This is a genomic window from Gardnerella sp. KA00718 (genome assembly GCF_049244285.1).
Classification (GTDB): Bacteria; Actinomycetota; Actinomycetes; order Actinomycetales; family Bifidobacteriaceae; genus Bifidobacterium; species Bifidobacterium vaginale.
The window spans coordinates 816,640-833,159 of the sequence record NZ_CP058370.1 but is presented as its reverse complement, the minus strand read 5'-3'; the positions used below and the strand labels follow the sequence as shown (position 1 = coordinate 833,159).

Here is a 16,520-nt window from a genome sequence, read left to right as displayed (position 1 = left end):
GACATAATTGAAGAGATAATACAAAGAAAATAAGCATATGTAATTACAAAAAATACAGGTTACATCTCGATTTTTAAACTGAAGGGCTGAACATGGAACTTATTCAAAACAGCTGCACACCTAAGAACATGCTTCCCATATCAATAAAAGGATTGATAGGCAAAATATACGAATGCTGTGGGATTAAAAATAAAAAATGGGCGGAAACATTTGAATGTGCAATAACTAATACATGGATTCGCACATTGAACACTCACGAAAACAACACCACATTTGTTATAACAGGAGATATACCAGCAATGTGGCTACGTGATTCAAGCGCACAAATACGCCCCTACCTTCTTTTAGCGAAAAACGACCCCAACATTGCAAACACAATAGCAGGCGTTTTAAAACAACAATTCATTTATATAAACATAGACCCATATGCCAATGCTTTCAACGAAGAACCGAACGGCGCACATTGGGACACTAGCGACAAATCCAACTTTTCATCAGCATGGGTTTGGGAAAGAAAATTTGAGTTGGACTCTTTATGCTACCCAATACAATTAGCATGGCTTTTTTACCTTAATACAAACCGTACAGATCATTTTGATTCATCATTCATTCAAGCAGCAAAAACGATCTTGAACACACTTCAAACTGAACAAGACCACGCAAATTCGCAATATTTCTTTACACGAAATTGCGACATACCTACAGAATCCTTAATCAACAATGGACGCGGAACAGCAATAAAAAATACTGGAATGGTGTGGTCTGGATTCCGTCCAAGCGATGATGCATGCACATACCACTATCTAGTACCAGCAAACATGTTTGCAACAGTAATACTCGACTATTTACAAAAGATTTTTACCTATGTAATACCAAGTAAAGATCTCAAGCAGAAGGCAGAAAAATTATGTAACGATATTCAAAAAGGATTAATAGAATACGGAAAATGCACCAATATAGAAGGGAAAGAAATCTGGGCCTACGAAGTAGACGGACTAGGAAATAGATTAATAATGGATGATAGCAATGTTCCTAGTTTATTATCGGCGCCATATCTTGGATATTGTGCTATTGACGATCCAACCTATTTGGCTACTCGAGAAACAATTCTAAGCGAAGAAAATCCATACTACTACCGAGGATCTTTAGCACAAGGAATAGGATCCAACCATACACCTAAAAACTACATATGGCCAATCGCATTATGTATACAGGGATTAACAACAAACAACAAACAAGAAAAAGAACAAATCCTCAATACGCTTGTAAACATAGATGCTGGCACTCATATGATGCATGAGGGAATAAATGTGGACGATTCTACACAATTCACAAGACCATGGTTCTCTTGGGCAAATATGATGTTCTGCGAGCTTCTGCTTAATTATTACGGATTCAACATAAAAATCTAAAAATTTTAAACTCTCGTCAACAGATTTAAATAACAAATGACTCTGTTGATTCAATTTTAAAATTACAATCTACGAAAGGACAATAATGCAAGATTTTGAAACAACTAAATATACGTTTGGCACACAAGCCAACAGAATATTCATGGCAGAACAAACAAAACAATTACTTGATTTCGCAAAAAACTTCCCAGCACCAATAGGAGGGTCAGGATGGCTCAACACAGACGGAACACTAGATAAAACACGCGGAGTACAAACATGGATTACAGCACGAATGACTCATGTTTACTCAATAGGAGAAATGTTAGGATACAAAAAAGCGAATCAACTTGTTGAACGAGGACTCGACGGACTATTAGGTCCTTTACACGATAACGAACACGGAGGATGGTATCCACAAGTAAGTTGGAACAAAGAACCTGAAAAAGACAAAATTTGTTACACTCACGCATTCGTCATACTAGCCGCATCAAGCGCACTACTAGCAGGACATGAACGAGCAAAACAACTATTAGAAGATGCATTAAAAGTATTCGATAAGTACTTCTGGAATAATGAAATAGGTTTAACAGTAGACACATGGGATACAAGCTTCAATAAGCTTGATTCTTATCGCGGGCTTAATGCAAACATGCATACAACAGAAGCATTTCTTGCAGTAGCTGATAGCACAGGAGATGAAAAATATAGAGAACGCGCAAAGCGCATAATCAGCCACGTAATCAATTGGGCATCTAACAACAATTGGCGAATACCAGAACATTTCAACGATCAATGGCAAGCAGACTTAGAATATAATAAAGACAAAAAAGATGACCAATTTAAACCATACGGTGCAACACCAGGTCATGGAATCGAATGGTCAAGATTAATACTCCAATGGGCATACAGTTACTATAAGGAAGATTGCAAACAGCGAAGAGAAGCATTAAACGCTGCAGAAAATTTGTTTAACCAAGCATTAAAAGATGGATGGAATGCCGATGGGCAACCAGGTATCGTATACACAACAGATTGGAATGGAAAGCCTATAGTCCACGACCGTATGCATTGGACACTAGCAGAAGCCATTAATACATCATCAACGCTTTACAGAATCACTAAAAATAAGCAATATGCTACTTGGTATAAAGAATTCTGCAAATATCTAGACTACTCAGTCATTGATCATTCTAACGGTTCGTGGTTCCATCAACTCGATGATAAAAACAATGTTTTAAATACTGTATGGCCAGGAAAATCAGACGCTTATCATGCTTTCCAATCCACTCTGATTCCATTTATAGATCCGACGTGTTCTATAGCAAGTGCTATATACAGAGAGCAACTTGATTAATAATAAAATATTGTTAATTTATTAATTTAATAATCCACATTGCAATTAAATCTGCAGTGTGGATTATTTCATCACATACACTCCAAATATTCCACAAATACGTATGAAAATATGAAAATAAGAAACGTTAAAAAGTAAAGTAAACAGCATTAGGACGTAAATACAATATTGATACACATTATAGAATTTGCGACTGAAGGTCTTTTCGAGCGCTTTCCATTTTAGTGATTTGACCTAAAAGAGTAAGCTTTTCTTGACAATCAGGAAGCTTACTCATACGAACTTTAAAAGCTCCGATTTTTCGCATAAAACCAACGTCTAAAAGCTTAATAAGCAACTCGTTTGCGTACTTTTGCTCTTCTTCACTAGGAACGCGCAAAAGATCAGATGGTCCGCCTTTAGTGCCTTCGCCGCCATAGTCGTAAGCAACCGACGAGTTAAGCGAAGAAGCGCTACTTAAGCCCTTGCTTAAAGACAATGGAAGAGGCATTACAGAAAGCTCGTTAATAACACCTTCTAACATAGGGCCAGCAGCTTTAGTTATAATATGAAGCCATAATCCTTGACTTACATTTGAAGTAGGCAATCCCCCAGCTGCCACAAAAGCCTGAAAAAGCGTTCTAAAAACTGGCGTAATAAAATTATTCAAAGTAAGCTGCGCAAAAAGCTGACTGTTAAACGCTAAAGGAGATTGCATAAGAACAGCCATAAATTGCTGCTCACACATAAACACGGAATCGTCAACCTTATAGTAACTTTGATTTTTGTACGCGCTTCTAAGCATAGCTGTTTTTATAGCAGCTTCATTCATGCTTTGAGAACGCTGATCAAATACGCGAGAATCCGCGGAAACGATAGAAGAATAGCTTTTAGAATAAGCGTCATCGTCTATAACATGCAATCGCCTTCTATTAGACTCCACTTCCCTACGCATAACGTCTAAATCAACACCAATATTTCTAACAGCTTTCCTAGTGTACAAGTCCAACAAAGACCTATCTCGAATTTGCGCAACAAGAGGAGCAACCGCCTTAACAGCACCCATCTGCCCTGTTGCAAAAGACGTGTCAAACTTACGAATAACAGTGTCGATTACAAAATCGTAAAGAGGATTAGCGCGCGCAATCAAAGATCGAACAGCCTCATCTCCCCTTTGAATACGCAAATCACAAGGGTCTAAATTGTTATCTGCAACAGCAACAAAAGTCTGTGTTAAAAACGCTGAATCTAAGCCAAAAGCATGTAACGCAGCTTTCTGACCTGCAGCATCTCCATCGAAAGTAAAAACAATACGCGAACTAACTTTTTGACCTTCTACTTTTACAGGCCCCACAAGCTGAATCGCTCCCAAAGAATCGTCTGCAATAAGACGGCGAATAATCTTCGCATGCTCCGCACCAAAAGCCGTTCCACAAGTTGCAACAGCAGTATCTACACCAGCTAAATGGCAAGCCATAACATCCGTATAGCCTTCCACAATCACAACTTGACGCTTTTTAACAATATTCGACTTAGCAATATCAATTCCATAAAGAACCTGCGTTTTTCTATACAACACAGTATCTGGAGTGTTAATGTACTTTGCACTAATAGAATCGTCGTCATAAAGCTTTCTAGCACCAAAACCCAAAGTTCTGCCTGTAGAATCGCGAATAGGCCACGTTAATCTGCCTCGAAAATAATCGTAAATTCCGCGCTGACCTTGGCGCGCTAAACCTGCGTCCAATAATTCTTGACGAGTAAAACCCTTATTAGACAAATATCTAACTAGAGTATCCCAACTATTCGGCGCATATCCGCAACCAAAACGTTCACATTGCGCTTGAGTAAAATTACGGCCAGCAAGCAAACTACGAGCTGGAGCTGCTTCTTTAGAGTTGATTTGGGACACGAAAAAACGCTGAGCTTCCTCATTTGCTTCTATAAGACGAGCACGCTTAGAACCTGCGTGAGCACTATCTTTACCAGCTTGCGATTGGTCATAATGAACTTCAACGTGGTATCGATCTGCCAACAGTTCTACTGCCTCGCGAAAATCAATGTTTTCTTTTTGCTCAACATACTTAAAAACATCTCCACCAGCACCGCAACCAAAGCAATGCCAGACACCTAAGCCTGGACGAACGCTAAAACTAGGCGTTTTTTCATCGTGAAACGGGCAAAGCCCCACAAAAGTACCCGTCCCAGAAGGCTTAAGCGTAACAGTTGCAGATACAATATCGTACAAATCTGCAGCAGCGCGCACACGCTCAACGTCTTCTTTTACAATCATTCCAGCCATAATCTCTAGCTTATCGCAAGCCGAAGGCTATAGACACTCTATTCATAAAAGCGTAAAAGCGTTGATTTAGCACAAAGCGGCATGAAGAGCTGTAGCCGATCCATCTGTAAGACTTGCAACTTGATCAATCGCAACTCTTAAACGCTCGCCTTCGCTAGAGCAAGTATTCCAATCACTTATAAACACAGCTTCCATAGCATCGTGCGCTCTTGGAGACTTGCTCATAAAAACTTCAACCAAATCTGTTAGAATCTTTTGCTCACGCTTATAAAACTCGCGCTCTCTAGGTTGGATTATAAAATGCACAGCCAAGCTTTTAAGAACGATTATCTCGTAAGATGTTTCTGGCGGAATAACAACATTTGCGCGGTAGCGAATCAAAGCACCGCTCCCATATTTTTCTCGAGTTGCTCTCTCAACTGAGCTTGCAAACCTGCCGATTAAAGCACTAGTAATATTCTTTAAGTGAGCGAGAGACCTTCTAGAACCGTCATAAGAATCGGGGAACATGTTAAGAGCGCGCAAACGCTTAAAAGCCGCCAAAAGACTATCCGCATCCCACTGGCTGCCATACCAATTATGAGCTTCTTGAACAACTTGATCCGCAACGCTTGAATCCCAAACAAGCTCCGTATTAAAAGCGCCAGTCACAATCGCGTCTTCAATATCGTGAACACTGTACGCAATATCATCGGAAAGATCCATAATCTGGCATTCCATAGGTTTTAATTCGCGAGGAGAGCCAGACTTTAGCCAATCAAAAACTTCCCTATCGTCTGGGTAAACGCAGAATTTTAGGTCACGCTCGCCTTTATCGTGCGCTTTTGCTTCATCAAAACCCCAAGGATATTTAACAGCAGCATCCAAGCTTGCACGCGTAAGATTTACTCCTGCACTAGCGCCATTTTCTCTAAAAACTTTAGGCTCTAAACGCGTTAAAAGTCTAAGAGTTTGAGCATTTCCTTCAAAACCACCAATATTGCTGGCGATTTGAGCAAGCGCGCGCTCGCCATTGTGACCAAAAGGCGGATGACCTAAGTCATGAGCTAAGCAAGCACAATCTACAACATCTGGATCCGCGCCAAGCATCGAAGCAATCTGGCGACCAATTTGCGCAACTTCCAACGTGTGCGTTAAGCGCGTTCGAGCAAAATCGTCGGAACCTGCTACAAGCACTTGGCTTTTAGCGCCGAGTCTTCTAAGCGCTGAAGAGTGGATTATTCTGGCTCTGTCTCGTTCAAACGGAGTGCGAGCGCGCGTGTGGTGAGGCTCGCTAGCCCATCTCTCAGTATCGTGCAAGCTGTATTCGCCAACAACTTCGTTATCGGAAGTAATCACATCGTTACACATTAAAAACCTCTTCAACTAATCGCAAGCCGCAAATCGAAAAATACTTAGATTAAGCTTTTTTCATCCAACATTTTTATGTCTTTTTTAGGCAAAACTTCGTAAGCATTCTTATACAATCGAGGAACTCTAGGGCCAATCCCAGTCATAATCTCGTAGCTTATTGTTCCTGCAGCAGACGCCCAATCGTCTGCCGTCGGCTCCGCATATTCTAAGCCTCTTCCTGGCCCAAAAAGCCTGACTGTATCTCCTTCTTTAATCCCAAGCTCTTTAGCACTGCCTTTTAAGTCAACAATAAATTGATCCATGCAAACGCGCCCCGAAACATGCAAAATCCTAGCACCGTTATTAGTTTCTACGCGCACTGGTCCTCCAGGCTTATTAACATGCCGAGATCCTTGCATATCGTATCCGCTAGCGGCGCGCAAAATGCCATCCGCATAGCCGAGTGGAACGATTGCCGTGCTTGTATTGTCTGGCGTTAAATACGTGCGGCCGTACGAAATGCCGTGACCTGCTTCTACAGATTTAACTGTTCCTAATTGCGCTTGTAAAGTCATAGCTGGACGCAAGTCGTAAGTTTGAGGCGCTCCCATAACAGGGTCTGGCTCGTATCCGTACAATCCAATTCCTGGGCGAACAAGCTCAAATCGTATCTCTGGTCTGTTAAGAGTTGCAGCCGTATTAGCTAAATGTCGGATTTTAGGCTCCAACCCAGCTTCGCGCATTCTGCGAGTAAAATCGTGGAATTGCTCAATTTGCCTATCTGTAGATGCCACAAACTCTGGAACGTCTGGGCAATCAGCAACAGCCAAGTGACTCCATTGCCCAATAACTTCGATTAATCCCTGGCTAGAATATTCACTAAGTTTTTCTAAAGCATCACTAAAGCCTGCAGGCGTAAAACCGTTTCTGCCAAATCCTGTATCTACCTTAACGTGTACGCGCGCGGTAGTGCAAACCGATTTAGCAGCGAGCGCAACAGCATCAATTGAATCAAGCGAGCCAACAGAAATATCAATATCCGCGTTTATTAAATCAGCAAAAAGAGACGTTGGAGCGCTGGTGAGCCACGTAAGAATACGGCATCTGCTTGAATCAATTCCACACGCGCGAAGTCGCAAAGCCTCGTAAGGCTGAGCTGTGCCAAGCCAAGTTGCTCCTCCTGCTAGAGCTGCAAGCGCACTAGGAATAAGCCCGTGACCATAAGCGTCTGCTTTAACAACTCCCATAACTGCTGGCGACTTTTGCCCAGGCTGCAAATCTTTAGAAACACGCTCAATCAGCGTTCGCATATTATCCCTGAGCGCTTTTAAATCAACGATTACCTGACCCGGGTATGTACTTAAGGCGCGAGCGTAGTTTTCTTGCAAAATCGCTTGTATACTCGAATTTTTACACATATCTCACGCCTTTACTTTTAGTTTTTAGCTTTATGTTTAATTTTTACTTTTATATTTATTTTTTGTCTACTATATCTGCAACTAATTTTGACTTACATTTTAATACTGCAAATACAGCAAATACCGCTAATACCGTATTACATGATTATGCGAGCGCAACCATTGATACGCGATTCTAGTTGCACTATGCGCGCGATCTGGAATCACAACAAGACCACACTTGCTAAAGCCTTCTCGCAAAATAACTTTTTGCATAATCAAGTTGTCGGGATGAGTGTCGATTCTAACATTAGAGTAGTTGAGCTTAGCCCATTTTAAACACTCTCTTGCCATTTTTGGCTTGACTCCCGAAGATGCAAGTCGATGGATTGTAACGTATGGCAAAACGTCATCTAGCCACGCTCCGTCAATCTTTGCGTAGACTTCATCAAGGCCCTCGCACAGTGCAAATTGCGCCAAAATGCGCTCATTGCCAAAATCTGGGTCCGTGTCTACAAGAAGATTAAAACGGTTCAAACGAATATCTTCTATAACACTAGATGTTAGAGGAAAACGATCTCCCCATTGATGAGGATTGCCATTATTTGCCATAAATACTCTTGCTCTCTCATAAATATTTTCAATATCTTTTAGATCGCTAAGAGATGCTTTCCTCAATCTTATTTCACACATACACCCCCCTATGCTTAGAATATGGCGATTCTACAGTATTACACAAACGAACGCAACAAGTCACACAATCTTACGCTCAAAAGGATCGGAGCTAATGCCCTTGTCTAAAATATCTTTGCACCATTGACGCGCTCCAAACAAACTATGATCGCGGTAGTTTCCGCAAGACTCAATAGTTGTAGCTGGAACATCTTCCCAAGTAGCTTTGTACGCAATAAATTCAAGCGATTCCTTCAACGCGCGCGCAACATCTTCCGTGCTATGAGTGCCCCAAGTTAAAAGGTGGAATCCTGTACGGCAACCAAATGGAGAGCAATCAATGTAACCTTCAATGCGCTGACGCAAAAGAACAGCAATCGTATGCTCAATCGTATGCAAAGCGCCCGTAGGAATAGCCTCTTGGTTAGGCTGAGTTAAGCGAATATCGTAATTAGAAATAACGTCTCCATTCGGGCCTTTTTGCGTGTCAATATAGCGAACATATGGAGCTTTAACTTTAGTGTGATCAAGCTCAAAGCTTTCTGGACGAGGAGTCGGCTGATTGTTTTGATTTTCGCTCATTTTATCTTTCCTAACTTGTAATACATGCGCAAAATGTATGCGTAAATATGCATAAATAACGATTACTAAATAATATTAGACGCTATTCTTGCCAAACACACATAAACGCGAATTTAAAAAATATTTTTTATTGACTTACAAAGCTTATTACTTACAAACTTGCAAGACTTACAGATACAGACTTACAAAGTAGCAGCATCAATAAGTTCACGCGTGTAGCTATGTTTTGGATTAGTTAAAATTTGACTTACATTCCCAGATTCAACAACAACGCCATCTTTTAGAACAACAACACTAGACGCCAAATGCTGAATCATACCAAGATCGTGGCTAACGAATATGCACGCCATATTAGGGCGATTTGCACGAATCACATTAAAAGCATCTAAAATTCTTGTGCGCTCAGCAACATCGATTGCGCTCATTGGCTCATCTGCAACCAAAACTCTAGGATTATTGATTAGCGCGCGCGCAATCGCAACGCATTGAGCTTGTCCGCCAGAAAGCTCGCAAGGGTATCTTTTGCTAAAAACATTAGGATTTAATCCAACTAAATTCAAAACATCATCTACTTTAGAATCAATAACATGTGAATCAATAACATGTGAATCAACAGTATTTGAATCAACAGTATTTGAATCAGAACTCATGTTTTTACGCCATATTTCAAGCGGCTCAGAAACACTTTTTCTAACTGTCCAACGCGGGTCTAAAGCTGCAAAAGGATGCTGAAATACAAGCGAACATTGTCTTCTCATATTTACGTAAGCAGAATCTTTTAAACTTGATTTTTTAGCATTTTTAGCAGTTTCAACAACTTTGCCGCAATACTCTATTCTTCCTTCGCTTATTTCTTGCAATCCAAGCAAAGAACGAATCAAAGTTGTTTTACCACTTCCAGATCCGCCAATTAGCGCTAAAGATTCGCCAACTCTAAGATTAAAATCAACTCCTTTTAATGCTTCAACGCGCGTCTTTGAACTTCCTAAAACAACGTGAACGTTTTTAGCTTTAAAAATGCAATCATCTTTAGAAGAATCATTCTTATTTAAATCGCTTTTACAGTCAAGGCTTAGATCATTATTATCTAAACTTAAATCATTTTTACTAAGACTTAAAGCGCGCGCCGCAAGAACAAGCTGTTTAGTAGAGCGCACCTTAGGATTTTCTAGCAATTCACCAACACGCGCACTATCGACTAATCGCCCAGAATCCAAAACATAGCAACGAGTAGCAGCGCGAGAAAGTACCGAAAAATCGTGAGTAACAAAAAGCATTGAAGCGCCCATATTATCAACTAAAGAAGTGAGCATATTTACAACATCTTTTTGCGTAACAGAATCAAGAGCAGTAGTCGGCTCGTCTGCAAGAATCAACTTAGGGCAAGTTATAAGCGCTGTAGCAATTCCAACTCGTTGCATTTGCCCGCCCGAAAGCTCAAAAGTGCGCTTATTCAAAATATTCGCGCCTAAACCAACTTTTTCAAGCATAACTTTAACGCGATTTTGAATATCGTCTTCGTCTAAATTGTAATGAAGCCTAAGAGGTAATGCGATTTGCTCGCTAACACTCATAACGGGGTTAAGAGCACGATCCGCCTGCTGAAAAACAACGCCAACATACTTGCCACGAATGTTTGCAAGCGCAGAATCGTTAGCGCCAACAGTTTGGGCATTGCCAACATGGCAAGAGCCAGTGATTTTGCAATTAGACGGAACTAGGCCAATCGCAGCTCTTAAAAGCATTGATTTACCAGAGCCAGAAGATCCAACTAACCCAACGCGCTCACCATCTTTAACGTTAAGTGAAACATCACTTAAAATGCGCGAAGATCCAATGCTAAGAGATAATCCTTTTATATCAAGACTCATTCTTAGACTCCCTATTTGCTGGATTTGTAACACTTCTTAAAACATCGCCAAAAAGATTAAGAGCCAAAACTGTTAAAGTAACAACAAGACCAGGCCAGAGAGCCGCAAGCGGATAAACGTGAATCAAAGTAACCGAAGTAGAAAGAACACGACCCCAGCTCGGCACTCCCGAAGGAACACCAACACCTAGATAAGTCAATCCGCTTTCCGCTAAAATAACAGTTCCTGCAGAAAGCGAAAGCTGAACGGAAGCAATTGGCAAAATATTAGGAAGAACATGCTTTAGTAGAACGTAACTTCTGCTAGCGCCATTAGAAATCGCGCAATCAACATAGTTAGACTTAAGAACAAGAACAGCACTTGGACGTAAAATACGCGCGAGATTTAAGCCGTAGCCGAATCCGCATGCAAGCATGATTACAAGAACGGACGCTCCAAGAGGCACAGCAAGCATAAGCGCAATCAAAACCGTTGGAATAGAAATTAAAGCATCTACTGCCATAATGCTTACGGAACGAATTTTTTGAACACGGCAAATCGTAAAGCTTAAAATCACAAACCCAACAACGCTTGCAATCACAATTGTTGAAATAACAAGCAAAATCTCTACTCTAGAACCAGCCATAAGCCAACTAAGCATATCTGCACCCGTGCCATCTGTGCCAAGCCAATGCTTTAGCGAAGGCTTTTGCCATACCTGGTATCCGTTTGTTTCTAGAAGAGAATAAGGCGTCCACACAAAAGAAAGCGCAGCTACAAAAATCCACAAGCACAAAACAATACAAACAAATTTTCCAATAATTCCGCACCAAATGCGGCTTAAAAACTTAATCATTGCTTGAATCACTCCCCACTTGAATCTTGGCTAAGTCTTGAATCCAACAAACGATGCAACACGTCAATCGCAAACCCAACAAGCAAGAACAATGCAGAAAGCATAAAAAGATTGCCTTGAACAGATATAAGATCTCGCAAACCAACATCGCGCACAAGACCCATACCCATTCCAGGAAGCGAAAACAGATTTTCAATAACCATTACGCCCATAATCATGTGCGCAAAAGTCAAGCCGATTACAGACACAAGCTGCGGCAACGCTAATCGCAAGCCGACTCTCCAAATCATTTGCTTTTTAGTCATTCCACAAGCCATAGTCTGCAAAGCAATATCGCTATTAGAAATCTGTTCTAATGATGCTGCAGTGTAACGCATAAAACCAGATCCAACAATAATGCCAACTGTTAGCGCTGGAAGAATCAAAGACAAAAACGCACTACCAAAATCACGCCAACCATCTGTTGGAAAACCTTGAGTAGGGAAAAGCTCCACCAAACCAATACCCTTGCCAAAAATCATGATTAAAATCATTCCACCCCAAAGAGCTGGAACAGCTCCTGCTGTAATAGCACAAAACCTTGCGACTACTTGCGAAGCCTTGCCAGAATGCAAAACTTGCAAACATCCAAGAGGAATACCAATTGCGAGCGCAATTAAAAGTCCAAGGAAAATAAGTGGAAAAGTTATACTAGCACGCATAGCAATAGTGGATGCAACGGAGCGACCAGTGAGCATTGAAACACCAAAGTCGCCTCTAAAAACGCCAAAAATCCACTCTAAATATTGAACAAAAAGGGGCTTGTTTAATCCTAAATCGCGTCTTAATTGCTCAACTTTTCCATCTGGCGCGTTTAAGCCAGCCATAACTTGAGCAACGTCTCCAGGTAAAACTCTAAGAGCAAGAAATACGATTGCAGAAATAAATAGCAGCGCTACAAAAAACAACGTGATGCGTCGAAGAATCATGCGCTTCATACAAACCCCTTACTTAATCTAGTGTTCCGAGAATTTCCGCATTAACTCCGCTTTTTGTAGCTCTATGCACCATCTTGAGCTACAAAACCCGTCAACTATCTCCGCACTTTGTAGTCCAACACGCCGTAAATCAGCAACATTCTCGGGAGAATTTAGAGCAAATCAGCTAAGTCGCAAGTTGTATAGCGGCAAAAGAACTTGATTAATATCAAAAGGCATGCCTTCAAGATTCTTTACCTTAGCTGTAACAACCTTATAATTAAGCAACCAATCTGCAGGAGCATCCTTGCTAACAATTCTCGCAGCCTTGGCAAGAAGCTTATTAGACTCCTTAGTATTCGCGCAAAGCATTGCCTTAGCATACAAATCCTGAACCTGCTTATTGTTGTAACCGTAGTAATATTTAGGATCTGCCCACTGGCCAAAATCATGGCTTTCATTGTGATCTACCATAGACAAATCGTAGTTTTTATTGTTATAAACGTCGTGAAGCCAAGTAGTAAATTCTACAATGTTTACCTTCAGATCAATGCCAATCTTCTTTAGCTGAGATCTCAACTGATCACCAAGTTGCGTTCCATAAATATTCGGGTACGTAAGTGAAAGATGCAAAGGATTTGATTCACTAAAACCAGCTTCCTTCATCAATGACTTAGCGCGCTTAACATCATGAGTGTAAATATTAGTCAAATCCTCATATCCCGGGTCAAGAGAAGGAATTGGACCACCCAACAAAGCATCCGTGCCTCCGCGTGAAGCAATAATTTGCTTATGGTCAATCGCATATCGAATCGCTTGGCGCACGCGCTTATCTTTAGTTCGTTCACCATTCATGTTCATAGCAAGCACAAATTTATCGGTACTGTTTCCAGCTTTAACAACATAGCGCTTTGTATCTGCTTTAAAAGTCTTAGCAAGCTGACCTGAAATAGGAGCCAAAGCTTGAACAGCTCCAGAAGAAAGCGCATCTACAGCAGCAACATCATCCACAAAATAGCGAACAACAACTTTTGATGTTCTAGGCTTATTAATACCCTTGTAGCATGGATTTGCCTTTAACACAACACGGTCATTCGGCACAAACTTTTCTACCAAATACGGGCCAGATCCAACAGCTTGAGTTTTAGCATCATAATTCGCAAGCTTATCGAAGACTAAGCCAGCTCTAGAGCACAATGCCCACAAAAGTTTTGCGTTTGGCTCTTTAAGCTTGATTTCAAACGTGTAATCATCTTTAGCTTTAGCGGATTCAACTTTTCCAACCATGTTTGATCCGCGATATTTCTTTGCAACAAGCTCGTTAAAAGACCACTCAGCATCTTTAGCAGTAAGCCTGTGCTTGTTAGAAAACACGACTCCCTTACGCATGTGGAACGTGTACTTTAAGCCATCTTTGCTTATTTCCCAACTCTTTGCAAGGGATGGAACAACCTGATTTTTAGTATTTCTAGCTACAAGACCTTCATACACGTTTCCAATCAATAACTGTTCCAAGGAAGAGCCAGATTGATTGCGAATATCGAGATTTGTAGGAGCAAGTTTTAATCCAATTGACACAGTTTTATTTGACACTTGTGTAGAGGATGTTTGACTTGCAGGATTTTTTTGCGGACCTGTAAACGTTGCAATAATAGCGCTAACCACTGCAATTACTACGATTGCTACAGAAACAAGCCAGAATTTTCCTAAACCACGCTTATTAGTTTTATATCCCCTTTTAGACGCAGCATTAAGCGAAGCATCTGTACTAGAACTAAATTGCGATTGTTCTGCGTTTTCTTGCCCATAGAATTTATCGGTCGCGTCGTTATTGTACGCGCCATCTTTGGGTTCTTTGTTATCCATTCAACAAACCTTTCTGGATTGTAATTAGATACATTATTTATATTTAATTTATATTTATTCTGTTTTACAGCTCGTCGCTTTATCTAGCTGCAACTTTCGCAACCATAAAGTCAACGGCAAACACAATCGTATCCGATTCACAAGTCAAACGAAGATGCGGTGAGTCTAAACAACACATTGCATATTTGCATGATTTTTCATATATTTTAAGCCTATTTTATTACCATATATCCTACGAATGTGGTTAAATGCCAACAGACGTAAACTTGCAAACGTGCGCAAAATCCTAAAAAGATTAGAATCACGCTAGCTTGCATATTAACAAAATACATACGTTTAATAGATGCATGAAAATGTGTAGTATAACAATGTACAACATAAAAATGCGTTTAATAGGTTTAGTAAAAAGCGAGGAATAATGGCAGAGAACTTGAATACTACGGTAACAGTAAACGAATCCTCGGATCCGCAAAATAACGGCAGCCAAGACCGCACTGCTCTAAATCGCCAGCTTGCACAAATGCTTAAGGGCGGCGTGATTATGGATGTTACTACTCCGGAGCAGGCGCGAATTGCTGAAGATTCTGGAGCTTGCGCTGTAATGGCGTTGGAGCGTATTCCTGCCGATATTCGCGCGGCTGGCGGAGTTTCTAGAATGAGCGACCCAGCTATGATTCACGGCATTCAAGAAGCTGTGTCTATTCCTGTTATGGCAAAATGCCGTATTGGTCACTTTGTTGAAGCGCAGGTGCTTGAGGCTATTGAGATTGATTACATTGACGAAAGCGAAGTGCTTAGCCCAGCAGACGACGTTTACCACATTAACAAGCGCGATTTTGCAGTTCCATTTGTTTGCGGTGCAAAAGATTTGGGAGAAGCTTTGCGCAGGATTAACGAGGGTGCTTCCATGATTCGCACAAAGGGCGAGCCTGGAACTGGAGATGTTATTCAAGCTGTGCGCCACATGCGCATGATGAATTCCGCAATACGCAAGCTTACAAGCATGCGCGAAGATGAGCTTTTTGAGGAAGCTAAGACTTTGCGCGTGCCTTTCGATCTTGTAAAGTACGTTGCACAAAACGGCAAACTTCCTGTTGTAAACTTTGCAGCTGGCGGTGTTGCAACCCCTGCAGACGCTGCTTTAATGATGCAGCTTGGTGCAGAAGGCGTGTTTGTCGGCTCTGGCATCTTTAAGTCTGGCGACCCAGCAAAGCGCGCTGCTGCAATAGTTAAGGCCGTGACTAACTACAAGGACGCTAAGATGATTGCTAAGCTTTCCGAGAATTTGGGCGAAGCAATGGTTGGTATTAACGAGCAAGAAATCAAGCTTTTAATGGCAAATCGCGGCGAGTAATTGAGGCGAATTATTTTGGCAAACTCACCTATCAATACAAATAATTGCTCGCATACTGTAGCTGTCTTAGCTGTTCAAGGTGCTTTTCTTGAACATCGCTTAATGCTTGAAAAATTAGGCGCACACGTTATCGAGCTTCGTCAAGCGCGCGACTTGGAGCAGTCTTTTGACCGCTTAGTACTTCCGGGCGGCGAAAGCACTGTGCAATCGAAGCTTCTCAAAGAGCAAAATATGCTCGAGCCTTTGCGCGAGAGGATTGCAAGCGGAATGCCAGTTCTTGGCACTTGTGCAGGCTTGATTTTGCTTGCAAAAAACGTGGAAGGTAACGAAGTTAGCGGATTTGGCACGCTAGACGTTACAGTTAAGCGCAACGCTTACGGCCGCCAGCTTGGAAGCTTCCACTACGAATCTGAGTTTGGAAATCTTGGCAAAGTGCCGATGACATTTATTCGCGCGCCTTATATTGTGCAAGTCGGGTCGAATGCCGAAACTCTTGCAACTGTAGATGGCAACGTTGTTGCCGCGCGCCAAGGAAATCAAATCGGAACAGCTTTCCACCCAGAGCTTGATGAAGACACTAGAATACACCAGCTTTTCTTAAACTTATAGATATCTTGCGTTTGTAA

At 41.3% G+C, this 16,520-nt stretch carries 13 protein-coding genes; 4 read left to right on the top strand and 9 right to left on the bottom strand.

The window, feature by feature from the left end; all coding sequences use genetic code 11:
• Positions 1-92 precede the first annotated feature (92 nt).
• Positions 93-1,412 carry a glycoside hydrolase family 125 protein gene (locus HXT55_RS03335; RefSeq protein WP_004137984.1) on the top strand — a complete coding sequence of 440 codons (1,320 nt, stop codon included), beginning with the start codon at positions 93-95 and terminating at the stop codon, positions 1,410-1,412.
• 85 nt (positions 1,413-1,497) lie between these two features.
• A complete protein-coding gene (locus tag HXT55_RS03330; protein ID WP_004117729.1) occupies positions 1,498-2,748 on the top strand; it encodes an AGE family epimerase/isomerase in 1,251 nt (416 codons plus the stop codon).
• A gap of 178 nt (positions 2,749-2,926) precedes the next feature.
• Here the strand turns inward: HXT55_RS03330 and dnaG are convergent, their stop codons facing one another.
• From dnaG to HXT55_RS03285, 9 genes are all read right to left on the bottom strand, one after another.
• Complete coding sequence (gene dnaG, locus HXT55_RS03325; RefSeq protein WP_004117727.1) at positions 2,927-5,029, bottom strand: DNA primase; 2,103 nt, start codon at positions 5,027-5,029, stop codon at positions 2,927-2,929.
• Positions 5,030-5,095: 66 nt separating this feature from the next.
• Positions 5,096-6,379, bottom strand: a complete 1,284-nt coding sequence (locus HXT55_RS03320; RefSeq protein WP_004117726.1) for a deoxyguanosinetriphosphate triphosphohydrolase — start codon at positions 6,377-6,379, stop codon at positions 5,096-5,098.
• A gap of 44 nt (positions 6,380-6,423) precedes the next feature.
• Entirely contained in the window at positions 6,424-7,779 is a 1,356-nt protein-coding gene (gene alr, locus HXT55_RS03315; RefSeq protein WP_004117725.1) for an alanine racemase, read from the bottom strand.
• Positions 7,780-7,905: 126 nt separating this feature from the next.
• Positions 7,906-8,451: a histone acetyltransferase gene (locus HXT55_RS03310; RefSeq protein ID WP_004113529.1), complete on the bottom strand. Its 546-nt coding sequence runs from the start codon at positions 8,449-8,451 to the stop codon at positions 7,906-7,908.
• A 60-nt stretch (positions 8,452-8,511) separates the two neighbouring features.
• Positions 8,512-9,012, bottom strand: a complete 501-nt coding sequence (locus tag HXT55_RS03305) for an S-ribosylhomocysteine lyase (protein WP_004113527.1) — start codon at positions 9,010-9,012, stop codon at positions 8,512-8,514.
• A 182-nt stretch (positions 9,013-9,194) separates the two neighbouring features.
• Positions 9,195-10,883, bottom strand: a complete 1,689-nt coding sequence (locus HXT55_RS03300; RefSeq protein ID WP_004113525.1) for an ABC transporter ATP-binding protein — start codon at positions 10,881-10,883, stop codon at positions 9,195-9,197.
• Entirely contained in the window at positions 10,873-11,718 is an 846-nt protein-coding gene (locus HXT55_RS03295; RefSeq protein ID WP_004113523.1) for an ABC transporter permease, read from the bottom strand. The genes HXT55_RS03300 and HXT55_RS03295 overlap by 11 nt, the downstream gene beginning before the upstream one ends.
• A gap of 8 nt (positions 11,719-11,726) precedes the next feature.
• The gene (locus tag HXT55_RS03290) at positions 11,727-12,695 is read right to left on the bottom strand and encodes an ABC transporter permease (protein ID WP_004113522.1); all 969 of its coding nucleotides are present in this window, start codon (positions 12,693-12,695) and stop codon (positions 11,727-11,729) included.
• Positions 12,696-12,857: 162 nt separating this feature from the next.
• A complete protein-coding gene (locus HXT55_RS03285) occupies positions 12,858-14,540 on the bottom strand; it encodes an ABC transporter substrate-binding protein (RefSeq protein ID WP_004138049.1) in 1,683 nt (560 codons plus the stop codon).
• 418 nt (positions 14,541-14,958) lie between these two features.
• On the opposite strand from HXT55_RS03285, the gene pdxS reads away from it, so the two are divergent.
• Together pdxS and pdxT are read left to right on the top strand one after the other, a co-directional pair.
• Positions 14,959-15,894 carry a pyridoxal 5'-phosphate synthase lyase subunit PdxS gene (pdxS, locus tag HXT55_RS03280; RefSeq protein WP_004113518.1) on the top strand — a complete coding sequence of 312 codons (936 nt, stop codon included), beginning with the start codon at positions 14,959-14,961 and terminating at the stop codon, positions 15,892-15,894.
• Positions 15,895-15,909: 15 nt separating this feature from the next.
• A complete protein-coding gene (pdxT, locus tag HXT55_RS03275) occupies positions 15,910-16,503 on the top strand; it encodes a pyridoxal 5'-phosphate synthase glutaminase subunit PdxT (protein ID WP_004138182.1) in 594 nt (197 codons plus the stop codon).
• The last annotated feature ends 17 nt before the right edge of the window (positions 16,504-16,520 follow it).